This window comes from Polynucleobacter sp. 78F-HAINBA (assembly GCF_018882325.1).
GTDB lineage: Bacteria > Pseudomonadota > Gammaproteobacteria > Burkholderiales > Burkholderiaceae > Polynucleobacter.
The window spans coordinates 35,185-55,347 of the sequence record NZ_JACVOQ010000009.1 but is presented as its reverse complement, the minus strand read 5'-3'; the positions used below and the strand labels follow the sequence as shown (position 1 = coordinate 55,347).

The following is a 20,163-nucleotide window of genomic DNA, read 5'->3' as shown; positions in this document are numbered from 1 at the left end:
AATATATCCACTACTACAACCATGATCGGATCAAACAAAAACTAAAGGGATTGAGCCCAGTGCAATACCGAACTCAATCCCTTCTGGTAACCTAACTAAACTGTCCAACTTTTGTGGGTCAGTTCAAGATAGCTGGGGTTTTTAATTATGAAATTAAATGTTAGTTTATATCTTTCAGAGTGATGATTGAAAATAAGCAGATGAATAACGCAGAAAAAGCCCTGGCAAGAATACTATTTCAGAACATGCTCGCAAAGAGTATGGGCGATGAGTTTGAGGGTATCTTTACAAAGATAATGTCCTATTCATCTGCTGACTTTTATCCTGTAAAGCCGCAGGGCCCTCAGGGAGACTGGAAAAACGATGGGCATGAACCAAATGCGGGGCGTTACTATCAAGTTTATGCACCAGAGTCATTTGATGAGGCTAAGGCTATTAAAAAAATTGAAGATGATTTTTCTGGCCTTATTAAAAAATGGGGCGATGGGAAGGTTTACCCAGTAGGTATTAAGGAATTCTATTTTGTCATAAATGATGCCTATCGAATTAAGCCGGGAGCATATCCTACAACTTATGCAAAGCTTGAGCTGCTACGTCAAAAATATATGTTAGATGTATGCAGGCCATTTCTTGCAAAGGATCTAGAAGATAAGCTAATGAATCTTAGTGCAGATCAGATAATTGCCGTTGTTGGATTCCCTCCAGACCCTGCAGATATTGAGACTATCAGATTTGACTTAATTTCAGAAATCATTGGCCATATTATTGAAAACTTTGCGCCGCAATCTCTTGAGTCTAATTTATCAAACCCCCAATTTGAAAAGAAAATTACTTTTAATAACTTGAAGGTTGCTGCGAAGTTGCTTAGATCTGCCGATTACCGATCGGGAAGTATTGAAGAGTATTTCTCAGCTAATAGCAATTTTGCTAGGCAAGATGTTCGTGACAAACTTCATGCAATGTATTGTGATATTAGGGGAGCGCATCAGTATATAGATGAAGGTGATGCAACTGCGGAAGACCGCATGTTTTTCTGGATTCTTGATCAAATTACCCCGGGGAATAAAAATTTATCCCAGAGACAGCAAAAGGAAATACAGGAGGCGGCGATAGTAATCCTGGCTTATTTTTTTGAGGCATGCGATATCTTCGAGGAGCCAAAATGTTAATGCCAGATAAGCACATTAAGCTCGGAGAGTCGATTCTAGGACTAAGCGCATACGTTGTGGAATTGTTGGAGCGTCCGCAGGTGATAGATCAATTATGGAGCTCATTTAGACAAAATTATAAAAAGGGTGGATATCCAGTGGATCATACGTTTGAGCATCTTGTATTTGCAATCGATGTTTTATACGCGATCAATGCTGTCGAAGTGGATTCCAAAAGTGGGGTTCTTAAAAAATGCGTTTGATTGAATTAACCTCAAATCAACCAGGCTTCAAGTCTGTTAAATTTAATGAGACTGGATTAACGCTCGTGGTTGGGTCCCGCTCTAATAATGGGGCAACTTATAACGGAGTTGGAAAATCATTGATTGTGGAGTTGATCCACTTTTGTCTTGGCGCCAATAAAAATTCGGAATTTGAGTCGAAGATACCAAATTGGGAATTCCAGCTTAAATTTGAGTTATCTGGAAAAGTGCACACTGTTGCCAGAAATACTTCGAAGCAAAATATTGTTTATTTAGATAACGAAGAGAAGAAGCTATCTGATTTTCTTGAATTTATGGGTTCAAATTCATTTTCGCTGCCGTCTGATATTGGTGGATTGAGTTTTAGGGCGTTAATCACTAAATTTCTGCGAAGAGGGCAGGGCGAGTATGTGGACGCCTGCAGGACAAATGAGCATTCTGACTATGATGTTTTGCTGAGAAGCTGTTTTTTGTTGGGCATTGAGACTAGCTTAATTCAGATCAAGTCAAAACTAAAATCAGAAATTAAAAATCTAAAAACATTACAACGCAACTTTAAGGATGATCCTTTAATCAAGGAGTACTTTTCTGGCGGCCGAGATGCGGATATACATGTAAAACAGCTTGAGCAAAAAATTGAGAGACTGAATAAAGCCAGGGAGGAATTTAGAGTAGCAGAAAACTATTATGAGCTACAAACTTCAGCCAAATTAATAGCATCTGAAATTGAGAGCGATAAAAATAAAGTATTCCTTAATAGAAGTGCTATCGCCAATATCGATCTCAGCCTTCGTGAGAGACCGGTTCTTGAGCTCACTAAATTCAAGGCTTTATATTCGGAGATGGAAGCAGTATTCCGGGAAAATATTCTGAAGAGGCTTGATGATGTTAGTGAGTTTCATGAGAAATTATTAACAAATAGAGTTGCACGATTGAGTGGTGAAAAATTAAGGCTGATGCAGACATTAGCTGAGATGGAGTCAAGCCTTAAGGTCAAGCAAAAATCTTTGGATGATCTTCTAAAAATTTTAGGTGAGTCTACGGCGCTTGATCAATACACCGCAGTTGTTAATGAGGTTGCATCTTTAACTGCCGAGTTGAACAAGCTTCGTGACTATAAGCAAATTCAACTTCAGTACAGCAATAAAACAGCTGAATTGGAGGGTCAACTCAGCTCTGAAATTATTAAAACAAATTCATATCTTGAGGACACTAAAACATTTAGGGGTGAAAATTTTTCAGTGTTCACTAATTACGTATCCAAATTCTATCCAAATTCCGCAGCTGGAATATCGTTAAACAACGATTGTGGAAATAATCAAACTAGATTTAAATTAGATGTTCGGGTTGAAAATGATAGCTCCGATGGCATAAATGAAGTGCGTATATTTTGCTACGACCTAACACTTCTAACATTGCGTATGAATCATAAAATTAAATTTATATTTCATGATAGTCGGCTTTACTCAAATATGGACGTGAGACAACGTGCAACTCTTTTCAGAGTTGCCGATGAAGTTTGCAGGGAAAATGGTTTTCAATACATTGCGACTTTGAATCCTGATTCAATTTCTGGTATGGCCGGTGAATTTAGTGTCGAAGAGATGGCCTCAATCATCGATGGCAACATAGTTCTAGAACTAAAAGATAATGCGCCATCAGGAAAGCTTTTAGGTATGCAGGTAGATATGCAGTATGAGCGGCGCAATTAAATTCAGTTTGTTGTCTTAAAACCTGATAAAAATTACTTCTACAAAATCCGTTGACGTAAACGTTATAAAAATTTAAAGTGTTGTGATGCCTGAAAAGCTCGACAGCACTTACGAAATCTACCCACGCGAACTGATTCTATACAAGCGCCCATCAAGTACTGTTTGGCAGTGTCGTTATAAGGTAGATGGCAAATGGCTAATTGCTTCCACCAAATTGCGTGATCAAGCCAAGGCGATTGAAAAAGCAAAAGATCTCAAGCGCATCGCTGAGCTTAAAAAAGAAGCCAATCTTCTGTTGTCACCAAGAAATTTAGAGATATCGCTCGCTTAACTAAGCAGCGCATGGATGACAAAGCTAAAAAGGGTGAGGCTCCCGTTTCCTACAGTGTGTACAAGCGCATCATTGATGATTTCTTAATCCCTTGCTTGGGCAACAAGAACATCGACAAGATTGATTACGCAGCACTCAAGCAATATGAGCTTGATCGTGCTGAGCTAATGGGTAAAGAGCCTGCCTACAGCACAGTACGAAAACATAACGTTACCCTGAACTACATCTTTGAAGAGGCCATTATTCGTGGCTTTATGACCAGAGCCATGAAGCCCGAGCTAGAGACCACAGGGCGCAAGGGTGAAAACTACGCAACCTTTAGCATTAAAGAGGTCAATGCCATCTTGGCCAACTTCCCGGCGTGGATTCTACGGGGCAGATCTGAAGCCAAGCGTGAGCAGCGTGAACTCCTTTATGACTATGTCCGCATCTTGATTGATACAGGGGCTAGGCCAGGTAAAGAGCTGCTGAATTTGCAATGGAAAAACATCAAGTACAAGACCAAGATTGTGGATATGCAGCCCCAAGAGACCAATGCAGAAGGTTTCTTAGCTGAAGATGAATCATCCCAAAAGCCCATTGAAGAATATGACGAAGAGGGCAATCTCATTGAGCAAATTGAGTGGCAGCCTACGGTGACCTTATCGGTATATGGCAAGACCAAGGATCGGGACGCCAATGGCTTTGATGAAACCTTCAAGGTGCTAAAAGAGATCGTGGCTCGTAATTACCCAGATGGTAAAACCACCTTGAAGAAGCTGACTGAGAGCAATGATCCCGGTTATGTCTTTAGAACCCGCAGTGGTGGCAAGCTGGGTACATCGCACCATATGTTTGATCGCTTTTTGGATGAACATAATTTGCTGCGTGATCCCAATAGCGGTAAGAAGAGGGTCTTCTATACCAAGATTTAAACGGTGCGCCACTTTCTAAAGTTATCCCAGCCCTTGTTGAGTTTGAACTCTTTTCTCGTGGTATCAAGGATCGCGTGAAATCTGAAAGTTCCGCTCTAAAAAAGCTTGTTGGTGATATGTCTACGTTATTGGATGAGCATAAGCAGTTAAAGGCCGCCCAAGTTGCTGAATTCACTGCATTAAATTTAGATGTCTCGAATCAAGTTGCGGCACAAGGTGAGAGCTTTGAACAGGCTCAAACTGAACGTGATTCGCAATGGACAACTCAACTAACAGCAACAGCAGAAGAGCTTAAACAACTGAATGCTACATACGATGCGTACATGGCGTTGGCAGCTCCAGTTAGTTATTGGGAGGAGAAGCAAAAGAAACATGGCAATTGGGCTAAGTGGTCATTCATCGCGTTGACACTTTGTATGGTTGCATTTGGAGGTGTACTGTTTTGGGAGTTGCGTGGTGTAGCGCAAATGATTGAAGACACAAGAATTGCTGCTGTTGCTTCAACTACAACCAATGCAAAGCTAGGCAGCGCAGTTGCAACAGCGCCCACTTCTAGTGCGTTGTCGCCATTACTTGATGTCTTGGCAACGTGGAAGATTGGAGCCTACATTCTTCTTGTGACCTTAGCGTTTTGGTTTATTCGCTTGCTTGTCCGAATTTTCCTCAGTCATATTCACCTTGAGAATGATGCGGCAGAACGTGTCACCATGGCTAAAACGTATCTTGCTTTAATACGTGATGGTTCATTTGAGGGTAAAGATAATATTGGGACAATTCTTGCTGCTCTTTTTAGGCCAACGGGTGATGGCATAGTGAAGGACGAGGGCTTGCCTCCTACTGCAATGGAGTGGCTTACAAAGTTAAGCGGCAAATAGTATTTACTATGCTGCTTAATTCGTTTGAAACATGTTTCTATGATTTATGATGCCAATCATGAAAACTTTTATTGCTAGCTTGATTGTTACTATTATTGGGGGAGTAGTTTTAAAAATCATTGAAGTAAATTTCTTTGCCGATACGTCGCCTAAACCACCACAGACTGAAAAATTAATATCTCAAAAAAAAGTTCAGACTCCAGATAAGGTCATCAAGAATAATAGATCATCAATAGAAAGCGAAATAGATAATCAAGAGAGGGAAATTCTTGAATTAATGCAAATAGCTGACAAAGCCTATGGCGTCGATTCTAGAAATAGTGAGTTTCTTAAGGTCGTTAAATATTCTCTTCATGCCGGAAAATTTAATTTAGCTATTAATGCTGCTGACAAGATTTATGGAGTTACAGCTAAAAATGATGCTTTTGATTTAATAATTGACCGGGCTCTTTTGAAGGGTAATTATGATGTGGCTAATAGTGCAGCTAGTTACATTTATGGGGTTACAAGAAAAAATGAAGCACTTAAAAAAATTCTGGACTCAAGAATTTCTTTAAATTCTATAAAAAAATAAGCGAGAATTTATTTGTTCATTTCAGAGCTAATTTAGTCCATTTTTGGAACTAGTCTAGTTCGATTCGTTGTGATTAAAAAGACTTTTTAATTAAATAATGTGTAATATATTACACAATTTATGCTATAATGCACTTATGAACTTACGCGAAATCGGACTCAAAGTTGGGCAGCGCCGTACTGATCTGGGCTTATCCCAGGATCGGTTAGCAAAGCTTTGCGGTCTTTCAAGGTCAACCATTCATCATCTGGAGAAAGGGACTCTGAATGATCTAGGGGCTGCCAAATTGCTATCCTTGCTATCGCTATTGGGCTTGGATGTCATTACGCAAGAGCAGAGTAAAAAGCGTCATGGTTTGGATATGGCCAGTAGAACAGCCAGCGTGAGTTATAAGACAAAGCTACAAAGCAGTGATTTATCTCATTCATTGGTGTGTGGTGAGTTGCCTGAGAGGATTTATCCCCACGTTGCTACTTTATTAGATGAAGCTCCATTAGAAATTATTGTGTCTGCGGTTGAGGAGGCGGCGAAGACTAATCACGTGGCACCGAAAGTCATTTGGAAAAATATTGATCGGTGGGTGCATGAAATGCATTCACCAAGGTCAGCTTGGGCTTAATTTATGAATCACATTATTGAACGTGAGCTACCTGAAGGCGTATGGAGGGATTTGCTACCCCATGCGCTTTCGATCATTGAAGATATTAAGAATCATGGAACAGCTGACCCATTTTGGACTTTTGGTGGCGGCACGGTATTGATGTTTCGCTATCAGCATCGACTTAGTAAAGATATAGACATCTTTGTTCCAGATCCACAGTATTTAGGTTTTGTCACGCCTCGCTTAAGTGACGTCGCGGCAGCCGTTAGTACAGACTACGTTGAAGATCAGAGTTCTTACGTGAAGTTAATGCGCCCAGAAGGGGAAATTGACTTTGTTGCCTCTCCAAATCTAACCGAGGCGCCATTTGAGATATGGAATATTGATGGCCAACATATTAGAGTGGAAACTGCCGCTGAGATTGTGGCGAAAAAATTATGGCATCGTGGAGATCGGGCAACAGCTCGTGATCTATTTGATTTATCTCTGGTAATTGAGAAAGAGCCAGAGGCGCTGATTAAAGCAGCGAAGTTCTTAAAAAAGAATGCCGAGCCATTTATTCATCAAATTGAGAGTAGGGCGACAGTCTTAAAAACTCAGTTCAATGAAATTGATGTTTTAAATTACAAGCCAAACTATGATGAAGCGGTCAAACGAGCTATACAGTTTCTTAAGTCACTGAATTAAAGCTAAAAGCAGATATCGCACGTTGAAAATCGTTTCAAACGTATTGCTGTATATTTTTGATTTAAAGCGCAGACAACGCTAACGAATGCGAATTCGAGCTACAGATTAGTAATAGCTTGAGTCGTCTTTTACATCTTTTTCTATTCCAGCGTATGTTTTTGGGTTTTTATACCAGTGATGGTTGTACGGATCTTCCGGCTCATTCGCTAGCTTTTTAAATAGATTGATTTGTTTAGTAAGTGGATGCGCTTGCTTAGAGAAATATCTAACGATAGTGACCCAATGGGTAGCAACTGCTTTTTCTTTTGGGCTAAGGTGAATTAATTCTGCTTCTACGGTCGATAGATATTGAAAAAAGAATTAAAGATCTTGTTAAAGCGCAAGCCGAAAGCTTTGGGGTAAGTGCTAAGATCGATTGGCGAGCAGGTTATGCAGTCTTAGTAAATTCAGCGGCGGAAACAGAGTTTGCGCGGAATGTGGCGGCTGATCTCTTTGGCGAAGCAGTTATTACGCGCCAAGGACCAGCATTATCAGGCAGCGAAGATTTTGCATTTATGCTCGAGAAAATCCCTGGCTCTTATCTTTTTATTGGTAATGGCGATACACCAGGAACTTGTATGGTGCATAACCCTGCCTACGACTTTAATGATGGAAATATAGCGATTGGCGCAACATTTTGGTGCGAATTGGTTAAGCAATATTTAAAGTTATAGTATTTGAAGGTATAGTATCAAAAGTATTTAATCATTCTCGGGAGAGATTGCTTTTACAGCAACGCCGAAGGAGCAACCGCCCCGGAAACTCTCAGGCAAAAGAACCGAAATGATTTTTTAAACTCTGAAGAGATATTGGGTATTCGTCACCCAATAACACCGAAGGAGCAAGCAAATATCACCTATTTGCGAATCTCTCAGGTCCAGAACAGAGGGGGCCCCTTGAGCATTTGCAATGGGTAACCCTCGACGTTTTTTGGACTTTAAAATGAAATCATTTGTAATTATTGGCGGTGGTATTACTGGCGTTACAACTGCTTACGTCTTAGCTAAGCGTGGCTACGATGTCACGTTGATTGAGCGTCATCGTTACGCTGGGATGGAAACCTCTTTCGCCAATGGTGGCCAGCTCTCTGCATCTAATGCAGAGGTCTGGAACCACTGGTCAACGATCATGAAGGGCATGAAGTGGGTCTTTAAAAAAGATGCCCCACTATTAATTAACTTAAAGCCTGACTGGCACAAGATTTCTTGGTTCGCAGAGTTCATTGCCTCGATTCCAAACTACAAAAGCAATACAGTTCAGACTGCGCATATGGCGATTGAAGCCAGAAAACATCTCTTTGCATGGGCAAAGCAAGAGGGCATCGATTTTGATTTAAAGCGTGAAGGCATCTTGCATATCTATCGTGATCAGGCAGGCTTTGAACATGCAGGCAAAGTCTCTAAGATGCTTGCTGAAGGCGGGTTGGGACGAACTGCCGTTACACCTCAAGAGATGAAGGAAATCGAACCTACCTTGGCTGGTAAGTATTACGGTGGTTATTACACAGAAAGTGATTCCACAGGCGATATCCATAAGTTCACTCATGGATTGTCAGAGGCTGCTGCCAAATTGGGTGTGAAAACCATTTATGAGCATGAAGTGCTTGCTGTTCAGTCCGATGGCAATCGTGTGAACTTAACTCTGAGCAAAGATGGGCAAGCGAGTCAGCTTGTTTTTGATAATGTTGTTGTGTGTGCTGGTGTTGGAAGTCGTGATCTTGCTTCTCAATTAGGTGATCGCGTCAATGTCTATCCGGTTAAAGGTTACTCAATAACGGTTAATTTGACTGATAAAGCCAGCCAAGAGGGCGCCCCTAATGTGAGCCTCTTAGATGATGAAACTAAGCTCGTTACTAGTCGTCTTGGAGTAGATCGCTTTCGCGTTGCTGGTACGGCAGAATTTAACGGCATCAATCGGGATATCCGCGCTGATCGCATTAAGCCTTTGATTGACTGGGTTAATCAGTGCTTCCCTGAAGTCAGCACTCGCTCAGTAGTCCCCTGGGCCGGTTTGCGCCCGATGATGCCAACAATGATGCCAAAAGTAGGTGGGGGTAGTAAACCGAATGTGTATTACAACACTGGACATGGCCATTTAGGTTGGACCTTGTCAGCCTGCACCGCTGAAATGATTGGTGATGTAATTCAGTATGGTGAAACAGCCAAAAAGCTTAGTTCGCCAGCAAGTCTAAAGTTTTCTTAAGTAAGTAATAGATAAGCGTTACTTTAAGTAACGCTTATCAATCTTCAATATTCCTTTGGTTTTTAAAACCAAGGAGTGAAATAGTTCTTATTGTGAGCCTGCTAATCTGGTCACACAAAAGCTCATATATCGATAATCTGGCGCTGTAGCCTCTTGAAATCCTAACGGTATTCTTTGGGTTTCTGCTCTCATCATCCTTTGGCCCCAGGTTCAAGTCCTGGAGGGCCCACCATAAATGAAAATACCAGCCTTTGGGTTGGTATTTTTTTTAAGCTTTGCTTAAGGCCATACCCCTTTCTAGGTGTATTATTTTTTTTGTATTGTGTAAAAAATCGATCTTATGAACAAATTTTTCCGCCTCCTAGTTTCAGCTTCTATCTGCATCGTCTCACCTTCAGTTTTTGCTGATCCACCAATGCCGCCTTTTTACTCTGCTGTGATGAAAATGGCCCCTGATGGTAAGTTGGGGCAAGTAATTAAGAAGGAGAAGATTGATACTTCCGTTAAAGGCGCGCAGGCTTGGAGAATTGCCTACATCTCGTCTGATGTTGGTGAGCGCAAGACAATTGCCACTGGAGTCATCATTACTCCAAATGGAGTCGCTCCCAAAGAGGGTAGGCCTATTATGTCCTGGGCTCATGGCACAACCGGCTCAGCTCAAAATTGCGGACCTTCTCAGGTGATTGATCCAACGGCACCTCTGAATGAATATTTTTTGATGGATGGCAACTCTTGGACGGATTACGGTATTCCCAATGTGGAGCAATTTATTAAAGAGGGTTATGTGATTGTTGCTACTGACTACCAGGGTTTAGGTGGTGGGGGCAAGCATCAATATGCCGTGGCCGGGACAAATGGCAGGGATGTTATTAATGCTGCAAGGGCAGCTAGCTCCATGAAAGAGGTGGCAGCTGGTAAAAAGACAGTTGTGTATGGTTGGTCACAGGGTGGTGGAGCGACTATTGCTGCTGCAAGCTTACTGGGCTATCAGGCTCTTAAAGGTACCGCCGCCGATGATCTGCAGTATCTTGGTTATGTTGCTTTGGCGCCGGATGATGTTGCAGCCATGCTTTCAGTGGTTCCAAGTGATGAAGCCGGGGCGAAGAAGCTCATGAATGAGTTTACGCAAGCCAATGTCCCGAATGTATTTTTATTTGCTCATTATGTAATGGGGCTTTGGGGTGCTCAAGCTGCATATCCCAATCTACAGCTAAGTGATGTGTTGACTGATGAAGGTGCAAAGGTTGTTGACAAGCTATCCAGAAATAAATGTATGCATGTACTAGCTGATACTTTTAGCTATGCTTATGGAGATCAATACAAATCATTATTAAAGACTGAGCCAAGCAACTCTTTGGCATGGGTGAAGGCATTTGTTGATGGTAGTGTCAAGCCAGTAAAACCAACGGCGCCAGTTGTGATTTACTGGGGCACAAAAGATACCGCGGTTCCTCCGGTTATGCATGAGCTCTATCAAAAGCAGATGTGTGCCATGGGGGCAAATATCGGCAGAGTTCAGCTTCCAGGAGAGCAAACGCACTTTTCAACACCTGGTGTTTCAGCACCCATGTATCTAGAGTGGGTCAAAGACCGCATTGCTGGAAAGCCATTGGCGAATGCATGCCCTCAAAATTAAGGAAAGTAATTTTCTTCACCGGGAAAGCCGCCTTCGGGTGGCTTTTCTCTTTTGAGCAGCAATTCTGTTCCATTGTTATTCTTATAGCTAACAGTTAATTAGCGCAAAGATTCTTATGGATATTCATTCTGACTACAGTAAGCGTGTAGTGCTTAATCATCATGATCTGCCGTGGGCCTCAAGCCCCACAATGGGTGTTGAGAGACGCATGCTTGATCGCCAGGGCGATGAGGTGGCAAGAGCTACCTCGATCGTTCGATACGAAGCTGGAGCGAATTTTCCAAGCCATACCCATGAATTTGGAGAAGAGATCTTGGTTTTAGAGGGGGTGTTTAGTGATGAGACTGGTAGCTATCCAGCTGGCACCTACATCATGAATCCCCCGGGATCATCTCATACCCCTTTTAGTGAGGGTGGCTGTACTCTTTTCGTCAAGTTGAGGCATATTGGGGCTGAGCAGACTGAGCGTGAGGTTGTGGATACGCATGTTGCGCCATGGTTTCAGGGGATGGTGCCCGGTTTAACGGTAATGCCGCTCATGAGGCAGGGTACAGGGTCTACATTGGTGAGATGGGCACCTCAAACCTATTTCAATCCACATAAGCATTATGGTGGCGAGGAAATTTTTGTTGTGGAGGGTGTGTTCGAGGATGAGCATGGGCGCTATCCTGCGGGCTCATGGATTAGGAGCCCCCACATGAGCTTGCATCAACCCTTTAGCAAAGAAGGTTGCACAATCTTTGTTAAGACTGGGCACCTTATATAGGTTGAATGCAAGCTGATATCGCTTTATTTAATCCAAGATATAAATTGATCTTTAGCTCTTCGTACCTTTTTGAGCTTGACGAGCCAATCTTCATCGGCATTCCGATATCCCAGGGGAAGTAAGATCACACTGCGTAAACCCTTGGCCGGTAGATCCAGAATGTCATCTACTGCGCTTGGATTAAAGCCTTCCATGGGAGTGCAGTCAACTTGTTCATAGGCGGCAGCAATCAAGGCTGTGCCCAGGCCAATGTAGGCTTGCTTAGCTGCGTGGGTGAAGTTTGTTTCGGCATCTCGAGCCGGATATACTTTGAGAAGCATTTGGCGATATGCAGTGCCAGACTCGCTCGTAAAGTTGCGGATGGACTCAGTCATATCAAATGCAGCGTTGATGCGTTCTGCAGTGTAGTTATCCCACGCTGCAAAAACAAGTAAATGGGAGCAATCAGCTATTTGAGATTGATCATTAGCGGCTGCTCTAATCTTCTGGCGAATGCCTTTATTCGTAATAACAATTACCTCATAAGGCTGAAGTCCACTTGAGCTTGCAGTCAATCTAATGGCTTCAAGGATGAGATCAATTTTATCTTCCGGGACATGTTTTGATGCATCCATTTTTTTAGTAGCATAGCGCCACTGCAGTTTATCTATTAGACTCATTTTTTTCCTTTTACAGTGTATGTGGGCACTGAGCTCAGTGTAGTGTAGGGTCAGATTTTTTGCAGATTGAGTGGGTTATTGGGGTTTGTAATATGCCGTCTAAGGTACAAAGCCCTTTAAAATAGCCATTGTAATTTTTAGCATCTTTTTAATTCAGCTTGATTCATTTGCCCATTATGAAAAATACTCTCATTAAGATTCTTGTAGGGATCTTTGCCTTAGCTTTGCTCGCCACCCATTCGCATGCTGCTGAGGAGTCATCTCCTATCCCAAAGATTTCAACTGAATGGCGCTTTGAAGTAACCCCCTATCTATGGGCTACAGGCATTAAAGGAACTCTTGGTCTTGATAGTGGGCTTGCTAAGTCGGCAGACTTTACGACAAGCAATGTATTGGGTGCCCTTAAGTCGGGCGGCATGATTTCTGCTGAGGCTCATAAGGGGAGCTGGGGTCTCATGGGTGATGTGATCTCCGCTACCCTACAAAAAACTGGAGCCATTCCAGTTGAAGGCGGATCACTTGGCGATAAAGTTACTGTTCAGCAAACAATTCTTACTGGCGTCGCAACCTATACAGTTGCCAACACTAAAGATGTCTATGTAGACGCCTTATTTGGTGCGCGCGCAATTTATGCAACGGCAACATTAAATGTAGGCGGTGTTGGAACTGTATCAAAAACTACCTCCACTGTTGACCCAATCGTTGGCGTAAAAGGTCGCTATCGCATCTCAGATTCCACTTGGTATGTGCCGTTCTATGGCGATATCGGTAGCGGTGGTGGTACCACCAATCTCACATGGCAGGCAATGGCTGGCGTGGGCAAGACGTTTGGTAGCTTGATTGATGCCTCATTAACTTACCGCGCGCTTTACTACGATATGAAAGACGGTGGCGTTTTGCAAAAAACTACTATGTTGGGCCCGCAAGTGGCTGTGACATTTAAGTTTTAAGTAAGTCTCAAATAATCGCTGCTCACATTTAGGAAGTAAATATGAAATTCGCACCCAAGTTATTGACCGCACTGCTGATGACACAATGCGCAGCCACTTTTGCAAAAGGCAATGCTGACACCATCTTTTTTGGCGGCCCGATTGTTACGGTAAATGCCAAAAATGAAGAAGTGCAAGCATTAGCAGTCCAAAACGGCAAGATTGTTGCCGTTGGCACTAAAGATGCGGTCACCAAGGAGTGGCAGGCTAGCGCTACCAAGATAATTGATCTTCAGGGTCAAACACTGATGCCAGGATTTGTAGAGCCACACGTGCACATCATGGTGACTGCAGTCTTTGAAGGCTTAGGATTAAATTTAAGTAACTTTACTTTGCCTTATGACACTAAAGAAACTTTAATTCAGAAAATGAAAGCAGGATTGAAGAATGTGCCTGCTGGTGGTTGGTTATTTGGCTTTGGTGTTGATCCATCACGTACAACCCCATTTATGGCAGAACTCACTGCTGACGATTTAGATAAGGTATCAACCACCGTTCCTATTTTTATCGTGAACCAATCCGGCCATATCGGCTACGTCAATCACAAGGCTTTGGAGATTGCAGGCGTTACCAATAAAACTCCAAATCCTGCTGGCGGCGGCATTTATGTGAAGGATGCAAAGGGTCGGCTCACTGGCAAGCTGGTGGAGCCACCGACTTATTTGCCATTTATGGCCAAAATGCCAAACCCAACGGAAGAGCAATTATTTGCTGCTATTGAGGGCACCATGAAGAAAATGGCATCCACCGGAGTAACAACAGCATCTGATATGAGTGTGGGTGGTAATTTTGGTGTTGATAAAGAGATCGCAATTTATAAGGGTATTTTTGCGAAGAATGCATCACCTATTCGGGTGCGCGGATACTTATTTAGCGAGACTTTACCTGTTGGATATAAAGCTATTAAGCCCAATGATGGCGATGATAAGCTGCGCTTCATTGGCGTTAAATACATTACTGATGGATCTACTCAAGGTTTAACCGCCGCGCTCAATCAGCCATATAGCTATCCCAAAGATAGCAAATGGAGTGGTTCACTCAACTTTAAAGATGCAGATATTTATGCTTCTATGAAGTCGTATTTTGATCAAGGCTGGCAAATTTCTTCACATTCAAATGGTGATAAAGCGATTGATCAAGCTTTAAATAGCTATTCCAAGTTATTGGCGGGTAATCCTAAGCCGCAGGAACGTCGTTTGCGTATTGAGCATTTCACGGTTAATCATCCAGAGCACGTTAAAAAGGCAGTCACATTGGGCGTAATACCAAGCTTTACTATTGGCCACGTTGATTACTGGGGTGCAGCCTTTAGTAACCACATCATTGGGTCTGAGCGTGCCGAACGAATTGATCCAGCCGGAGACTTTAAGCGTGCGGGCGGTAAATTTACGCTGCATAGTGACTCGCCAGTTTCCAATGTCGGGCCTTTGAACTATGTCAGTGAAGAGGTAACACGCCTATGGCAACTGCCTCCACAAAAGGTCCTTGGGCCAACTCAAGCGGTTTCTGTTGATGATGCCATTCGTGCGATTACTATCGACGCTGCGTATCAAATCTTTGCTGACAATATCGTAGGTAGCTTAGAAGTGGGTAAGCAGGCCGACTTGGTTGTGCTTGAAAGGAATCCCCGCAAGACTCCGCCAGCAGAAATTCGCAATATCAAGGTGAGCGGAACTTGGATTGACGGCAAGCAGGTGAGCTTAAAGTAATCCTGGTTCACTACAGTAGGTTTTGTTTAAACACCTGCTGCTGCGGGTGTTTTCCTCACTTTAAATAATGGCGAACTATGTCATCTAAAGTGGGGGAGGGGTTAGGGGCTTTATGATTGGGGATGTCTCTCATCCCATCAGCAGGAATCCAAAGCCTTAAAGAGAGCCTCTCTAAATTAAAAGAAAGGTTTGACGGTACTGACGGCGAGCCCTATATCGTCGAGAGTAAGAAGTTCAAAGCGCTCTATTTTGATAGCGAGTCTACTCAAAGTCTGATGGATATGCAGGCCCCTATTCGCTTGGTGGTAAGTTATACCGAGACCATGATGGGCTTTTTGCTGTTCCATGAAAATCCCAAGAGTATTGCGATGATCGGCTTGGGGGGTGGATCACTCGCCAAATACTGCCATCATTATTTGCCGGGCGCTTCTATCTTAGTTTTGGAAAATAACTCCAAAGTAATTGCTCTCAAAAATAAGTTTCATGTCCCAGTAAATAGCGCTCACTTTAAGGTGTTGGAAGCTGATGGTGCAGCGTATTTGCGGGACACTGAAGAGAAATTTGATGTACTGCTTGTTGATGGTTATACCAAGTTGGGGCAGGCAGTCCAACTATGCAGCGAGGATTTTTATGCTAGTTGCCTAGCATGTTTAAATCCCAACGGTGTCTTGGTAATTAATTTCTCTGGCGCAGCAGGGCTCAATCAGGTGTACCAAGAGCGAATTGATCGGGTTTTTGAGTATCCATCCGTCTTGGTGGTGGAAGATGATCGAATGAATCAAATTCTATTCGTATGTAAAGACTTGAGTCTCAGCACTCCATCAGAGGATCTCCTGAAGCGATCTGCAAGCTTAAGTAAAGCTCACGATATTCATCTCGCCAGAACTGCTCAGAACTTTTTAACCCAACGAAAGCTGGATGCACGCTAGTTAAGGGTGATTAAGTTGATGTGTATCAAGTACACTCTTCCTATTAGGTTCAAAATATTAGAGTTATTTGATTATTTTTAATAAAGTGAGCCCCCATGAAGCTTGAATTTGTTGGTCCTGCAGCCGTTTTAGAAAACGGCGATGTCTCTTATCCAGCAATCCTTGAAGGTAAGCCTCTGAAGTGCAGCTTTAGTTATGAGGCCCTACAAGATTTAGATCCTGATGGTGTTGAGACAAATGCCTTGCAATTGTTTAAGACCCATCAATTAAAGTTGCTCTCCATAGCAGAGCAAAAGATTTTGAATGGTCATGCCATTGATGGCGCTGTTCACTTATTTAGCCATGATCTGATCTTGGATTAATTATTTTTTATTGTTGTAGTACCCCGTTTTTTATTTAGAAAGAGAAAATATGTCATTTAATCACTCAGTTATTTGGATTGATCATCAAGAAGCCCACGTTATTTATTTCAATCCCACCGCAAGTGAGAGTGAAGTTATTAAGACTCGGTCTACCCATAAAAATGTGCATCACAAAAGTGGTTCAGTCAGTGGTGCACGTGCTGAACCCGATCAACATTATTTGCATGAAGTCATTCAAGCGGTTATGGAATCTAAAGAGATTTTGATTGTGGGTCCAGGATCTGCAAAATTGGATTTAATGAAGCATGCTACTAAGCATGATCATGGTATTGCTGAAAAAGTAGTTGGCATTGAGACTGTTGATCATCCAAGTGATGGTCAGTTGCTGGCTTATGCTAAAAAATACTTTGCCAGGGTTGATGCTTTAAAGGGCGACACTATCATTACCGGTTGATTTTTTTATCCCCCTGCAAATGGGGGATAATTTATCTATGTTGCTCATTGTTGCCCTCATCGTCAATGCTTCTCTAGCGCTCCTAGCGATTTTGCTTCATTACGAGGCGCTTTTTCAGCTAGATAGATTGCTACCTAAGTTGGCTCATATTGCACCGCGTTTTAGAGTTCTCGTAGGCGTCGGCTCTATCTTTATTGCCCACGTCCTTGAAATCTGGCTTTTTGCCTTAGGTTATTTCTTTACTTTGCAATTTCCTGTGATGGGAGGTCTTGTTGGCAATCTCTCAGGACATGGCATGTTGCTCGATTGCGCTTATCTATCCTTCGTTACCTTTACCACTTTGGGGTATGGGGAGATCGTGGCGCAGGGCTATTTGAGGTATCTCACTGGGGTGGAGGCGCTGACAGGCTTCATCTTGATTACCTGGTCTGCTTCCTTTTTGTTCATTGAGATGCAGAAATACTGGACCACTTACAAAAATACTCAGACTAAGCAATATAAATAAGCCGGACTTATTTTTTAAAACTCTTTCATGAGTCGAATGGCAAGCAAGCGGTTTTGAACGAAGCCATTTTTAATTTCCGTATCACGTCCGTACTGCAGTGAGAATCTACCGATTGGCGTGTGCGCTTGCCCGCTTAATAAAAATCTTTGTGTGTTTGCAACGTTATTCATATAGTTATTGTTGATTGAAGTCGCACCGCCTGCTACATAAAAGTATGACGCCCCTACGGTGAAAATTTCATTAATACGATAAATGGGGCCAAGCTGTGTAGTGGTTAGAGGCTTTTGGTTTAGCGATACATTGGTTAACGAATTGCAGGTGGCTGCACATTGGCTATTGCCCCCAAACCACATAGTGTCGACTGCAATCATTCCATCTATGCTAGAAGTGATCGGCGTTTGAAAACCCATCTGCAAGTCCGTGCGAAAACGATTCTCACTAACATTAAAAGCGCGCTGACTGGAATAGCTGCCGGTTGGGCTGATTAGATATCCCGCTAAGCCAAGGTAGGTTCTGGTGGCTCTGTTGTGATACGGCCATATGGCCGTTGCAATAGTGAGGTCACCAACCCCGGTAGCGCTTGCTTGGCTTGCTAGTGAGCCCGCAGGTTGGATGGATCCGTAAGGCATTTGAATAAAGCTGACTGCTGGCAGGCTGCCAAGATCGTATGTTCTGGTCCCACGAAAAATTGCACTCTGCGTATCAATGACTGGGTTGCCGGCTTGTGCCGCCCCATTTTTATATAGCGTGGAGTTTCCAGTATTCAGGTAACTGACTGTTACATAATTTTTATTAGGCAGTGGGGCAACAATATCGTTGGGTTGCAAGTCGACTGCCCACGTCATAAATGACGTGAAAAGGGTGCATAAAAGAAGGGTGGCTCGAACGAAATACATAGCGCTCGTATTTTAGCTAGTGCTTGCTATAAAGGCGATGATTTTGGTCGGTATTTACGATCATCGCCTACCAATATTGATTCTCTAAACCATATAAAATATGGTTTTTATGTTTAATTCCATATTCTCTATAAGTTTTGTGGACTTTAATTTTTCTCATTTAAGGCTTTATTTTGCTGCTCTTAAGGTTGTTGGCTGTTCTTTGTGCATTGATTCTGGCGGGCTGTCAGTCAACTGGCAGTGATGGAAAGCCCTTGACCGAGCAAGAAATTCTGCAGAAACGACAGGCTACTCTAGCGATGTCGAAGACGGGCTTAGCTTCTTTAATTGAGGAAAGTCCAGCTATTAAAAAAGAGATCGAAGCTGCTTCTGGATATGCTGTCTTCAATACAACTAATGTGAATGTTGTATTGCTGGTGCTTGCTAGGGGTGAGGGTGTACTCATTGATAAACGTCGTCCTGAGCTGGTCTTTATGGAGACGATGAAAACCGGTGAAGGTATTGGTGCTGGATATCAGCAGCAGTACCAAGTCATCATCTTTAAAAATACGGATGCCATTGATCAGTTCTTATTAACTTCAATTGATGGACAGCGTGGTGGCATAGACGTTGACGCAAATTTCTCTGCGGGTTCTGGCGGCACTATCCGCTCATTTAATTCTTACATCACTATTTATACGGTTGGGCTTAAAGGCTACGATTTGCAGGCTAACTATGGCGGAACGCTGTATCTAGTTGATCAACAACTCAATGATGCCAAGACACTCAATAATTTACTTAAGAAGCGGCAGTAAATTTGAGCGCAGTTTGAATGGTCTGGAGATGAATGTCTACAGTAGTGCAAATCTCTTTTCCATACCCGCCAGCCATTGAGAAGGCAATTGGAATTTGGCGGTCTGCACCATATTGAAAGACGCACTCATCTCTTTGGCGCATGCCATCTTTGCTAATACTGAGTTTGCCTAGGCGGTCTCCTTCATGTGGATCAGCCCCAGCCAGGTAAATAATGAAATCCGGCTTGAATCTATTGAGCGTTTCCAAGCCTTGATTAAGAGCGCTCAGGTAATCGCTATCTTCACATCCATTGGGTAGCCCAATATCTAAATCACTCTGCTCTTTGGTGAATGGGAAATTATTTTCACCATGGATGGAGAGGGTAAATATAGAAGCATCATTTTGCAGAATGGATGCTGTGCCATTACCTTGGTGCACATCTAAATCCACAATGGCTACCTTGAGTTTTGGATGAATTTCTTTTTGCAATACTCTTGCTGCAATTGCGGAATCATTAAACACGCAGAAGCCACTACCCATATTGCGATAGGCGTGGTGTGTACCACCTGCAAGATTTGCTGCTAAGCCTTCATTTAAGGCGGCTTTGGCAGCTACGACAGTAGCGCCAGCTGAGCGCCTAGAGCGCTCCACCATCAATTGACTCCAAGGGAAACCAATTTCCTGCTGCTCTTTTGGACTAAGACCTCCTGAAATGACTTTAATTAGATAGTGAGGGTCATGGGCATAGAGAATCTGTGTATCGGTAGCGGCTGGCGCCTCGACAAGTTCGACCCCCTCTAGATTGGTGACTAGGTCTCGTAGCCGACTGTACTTTTCCATCGGAAAGCGGTGTCCCGGTGGAAGTGGTAAAACATAGTGGTCGGTATAAAAAGCTTTCAAGGGCTATCTCACTTATGCGGTATGCACAAGAGTCTATTCGTTTTTCTATAGGTAAGTATGTCTCGATCTGAAAAAGCAGGTTTTAAGGGGAATAAATCATTTTTGCCTAGCAAGACTTGCCTCGTCTGCGGCAAAGAGATGACCTGGCGTAAGTCTTGGGCTAAAAACTGGGATGAGGTCAAGTATTGCTCTGATGCCTGTCGCTCTAAAAAGTCTAGCAGCAAGACTGAGGCTTAAT

At 42.9% G+C, this 20,163-nt stretch carries 25 protein-coding genes and 1 riboswitch; of the genes, 22 read left to right on the top strand and 3 right to left on the bottom strand.

Features of this window, described 5'->3' with window-relative positions; translation table 11 throughout:
* The 14 genes from ICN11_RS09260 to ICN11_RS09195 form a co-directional block, all read left to right on the top strand.
* A partial coding sequence (locus ICN11_RS09260) for an IS3 family transposase (RefSeq protein ID WP_216217838.1) occupies positions 1–95 on the top strand: 95 nt, incomplete at its 5' end.
* A 105-nt stretch (positions 96–200) separates the two neighbouring features.
* Positions 201–1,169 carry an ABC-three component system protein gene (locus tag ICN11_RS09255; protein WP_216230139.1) on the top strand — a complete coding sequence of 323 codons (969 nt, stop codon included), beginning with the start codon at positions 201–203 and terminating at the stop codon, positions 1,167–1,169.
* The gene (locus tag ICN11_RS09250) at positions 1,163–1,411 is read left to right on the top strand and encodes an ABC-three component system middle component 6 (protein ID WP_216230138.1); all 249 of its coding nucleotides are present in this window, start codon (positions 1,163–1,165) and stop codon (positions 1,409–1,411) included. The genes ICN11_RS09255 and ICN11_RS09250 overlap by 7 nt, the downstream gene beginning before the upstream one ends.
* Positions 1,402–3,123, top strand: coding sequence for a DUF2326 domain-containing protein (locus tag ICN11_RS09245; protein ID WP_216230137.1), 1,722 nt, complete (start codon positions 1,402–1,404; stop codon positions 3,121–3,123). The genes ICN11_RS09250 and ICN11_RS09245 overlap by 10 nt, the downstream gene beginning before the upstream one ends.
* A gap of 85 nt (positions 3,124–3,208) precedes the next feature.
* Positions 3,209–3,454 carry a hypothetical protein gene (locus tag ICN11_RS09240; protein WP_216230136.1) on the top strand — a complete coding sequence of 82 codons (246 nt, stop codon included), beginning with the start codon at positions 3,209–3,211 and terminating at the stop codon, positions 3,452–3,454.
* Between the two features lie 11 nt (positions 3,455–3,465).
* Complete coding sequence (locus ICN11_RS09235; RefSeq protein WP_216230135.1) at positions 3,466–4,368, top strand: hypothetical protein; 903 nt, start codon at positions 3,466–3,468, stop codon at positions 4,366–4,368.
* A gap of 116 nt (positions 4,369–4,484) precedes the next feature.
* Positions 4,485–5,243, top strand: coding sequence for a DUF6161 domain-containing protein (locus tag ICN11_RS09230; protein ID WP_216230134.1), 759 nt, complete (start codon positions 4,485–4,487; stop codon positions 5,241–5,243).
* A gap of 58 nt (positions 5,244–5,301) precedes the next feature.
* Complete coding sequence (locus tag ICN11_RS09225) at positions 5,302–5,817, top strand: hypothetical protein (RefSeq protein WP_216230133.1); 516 nt, start codon at positions 5,302–5,304, stop codon at positions 5,815–5,817.
* Between the two features lie 136 nt (positions 5,818–5,953).
* Positions 5,954–6,436 (top strand): helix-turn-helix transcriptional regulator, encoded by a 483-nt coding sequence (locus ICN11_RS09220; protein WP_216230132.1) that lies wholly within the window; start codon positions 5,954–5,956, stop codon positions 6,434–6,436.
* A 3-nt stretch (positions 6,437–6,439) separates the two neighbouring features.
* Positions 6,440–7,105, top strand: a complete 666-nt coding sequence (locus tag ICN11_RS09215) for a nucleotidyl transferase AbiEii/AbiGii toxin family protein (protein WP_216230131.1) — start codon at positions 6,440–6,442, stop codon at positions 7,103–7,105.
* Positions 7,106–7,428: 323 nt separating this feature from the next.
* Positions 7,429–7,818 (top strand): M20/M25/M40 family metallo-hydrolase, encoded by a 390-nt coding sequence (locus ICN11_RS09210; protein WP_216230143.1) that lies wholly within the window; start codon positions 7,429–7,431, stop codon positions 7,816–7,818.
* A 27-nt stretch (positions 7,819–7,845) separates the two neighbouring features.
* Positions 7,846–7,935: riboswitch (glycine riboswitch) on the top strand.
* Positions 7,936–8,086: 151 nt separating this feature from the next.
* Positions 8,087–9,346 (top strand): D-amino acid dehydrogenase, encoded by a 1,260-nt coding sequence (locus tag ICN11_RS09205; protein WP_216230130.1) that lies wholly within the window; start codon positions 8,087–8,089, stop codon positions 9,344–9,346.
* Between the two features lie 340 nt (positions 9,347–9,686).
* Complete coding sequence (locus ICN11_RS09200) at positions 9,687–10,982, top strand: lipase family protein (RefSeq protein WP_216230129.1); 1,296 nt, start codon at positions 9,687–9,689, stop codon at positions 10,980–10,982.
* 115 nt (positions 10,983–11,097) lie between these two features.
* Entirely contained in the window at positions 11,098–11,748 is a 651-nt protein-coding gene (locus ICN11_RS09195) for a cupin domain-containing protein (RefSeq protein ID WP_216230128.1), read from the top strand.
* Positions 11,749–11,771: 23 nt separating this feature from the next.
* On the opposite strand, the gene ICN11_RS09190 is transcribed toward ICN11_RS09195, so the two are convergent.
* Positions 11,772–12,407, bottom strand: a complete 636-nt coding sequence (locus ICN11_RS09190) for an NAD(P)H-dependent oxidoreductase (protein ID WP_216230127.1) — start codon at positions 12,405–12,407, stop codon at positions 11,772–11,774.
* A gap of 176 nt (positions 12,408–12,583) precedes the next feature.
* Here ICN11_RS09190 and ICN11_RS09185 point away from each other — a divergent pair, with 176 nt between their 5' ends.
* The 6 genes from ICN11_RS09185 to ICN11_RS09160 all read left to right on the top strand — a co-directional run bounded on the left by ICN11_RS09185 (position 12,584) and on the right by ICN11_RS09160 (position 17,355).
* Positions 12,584–13,357, top strand: coding sequence for a hypothetical protein (locus ICN11_RS09185; RefSeq protein WP_216230126.1), 774 nt, complete (start codon positions 12,584–12,586; stop codon positions 13,355–13,357).
* Between the two features lie 41 nt (positions 13,358–13,398).
* Entirely contained in the window at positions 13,399–15,105 is a 1,707-nt protein-coding gene (locus tag ICN11_RS09180) for an amidohydrolase (RefSeq protein ID WP_216230125.1), read from the top strand.
* Between the two features lie 122 nt (positions 15,106–15,227).
* The gene (locus ICN11_RS09175; protein WP_216230124.1) at positions 15,228–16,034 is read left to right on the top strand and encodes a spermidine synthase; all 807 of its coding nucleotides are present in this window, start codon (positions 15,228–15,230) and stop codon (positions 16,032–16,034) included.
* 95 nt (positions 16,035–16,129) lie between these two features.
* Positions 16,130–16,396 carry a DUF1488 family protein gene (locus tag ICN11_RS09170; protein WP_216230123.1) on the top strand — a complete coding sequence of 89 codons (267 nt, stop codon included), beginning with the start codon at positions 16,130–16,132 and terminating at the stop codon, positions 16,394–16,396.
* Positions 16,397–16,445: 49 nt separating this feature from the next.
* Positions 16,446–16,850: a translational machinery protein gene (locus ICN11_RS09165; RefSeq protein WP_216230122.1), complete on the top strand. Its 405-nt coding sequence runs from the start codon at positions 16,446–16,448 to the stop codon at positions 16,848–16,850.
* 37 nt (positions 16,851–16,887) lie between these two features.
* Positions 16,888–17,355 (top strand): potassium channel family protein, encoded by a 468-nt coding sequence (locus ICN11_RS09160; protein WP_216230121.1) that lies wholly within the window; start codon positions 16,888–16,890, stop codon positions 17,353–17,355.
* A gap of 14 nt (positions 17,356–17,369) precedes the next feature.
* Here the strand turns inward: ICN11_RS09160 and ICN11_RS09155 are convergent, their stop codons facing one another.
* Positions 17,370–18,200, bottom strand: coding sequence for a transporter (locus ICN11_RS09155; RefSeq protein ID WP_216230120.1), 831 nt, complete (start codon positions 18,198–18,200; stop codon positions 17,370–17,372).
* A 224-nt stretch (positions 18,201–18,424) separates the two neighbouring features.
* On the opposite strand from ICN11_RS09155, the gene ICN11_RS09150 reads away from it, so the two are divergent.
* A complete protein-coding gene (locus ICN11_RS09150) occupies positions 18,425–19,045 on the top strand; it encodes a hypothetical protein (RefSeq protein ID WP_216863180.1) in 621 nt (206 codons plus the stop codon).
* Here ICN11_RS09150 and ICN11_RS09145 read toward each other — a convergent pair.
* Positions 19,029–19,925: a histone deacetylase gene (locus ICN11_RS09145; protein WP_216230119.1), complete on the bottom strand. Its 897-nt coding sequence runs from the start codon at positions 19,923–19,925 to the stop codon at positions 19,029–19,031. The two genes, ICN11_RS09150 and ICN11_RS09145, sit on opposite strands and share 17 nt — an antisense overlap.
* A gap of 57 nt (positions 19,926–19,982) precedes the next feature.
* Between ICN11_RS09145 and ICN11_RS10805 the strand changes: the two genes are divergently transcribed.
* On the top strand, positions 19,983–20,162 hold the full coding sequence (locus tag ICN11_RS10805; protein ID WP_216230118.1) for a DUF2256 domain-containing protein: 180 nt from the start codon (positions 19,983–19,985) through the stop codon (positions 20,160–20,162).
* Position 20,163: the final 1 nt, after the last annotated feature.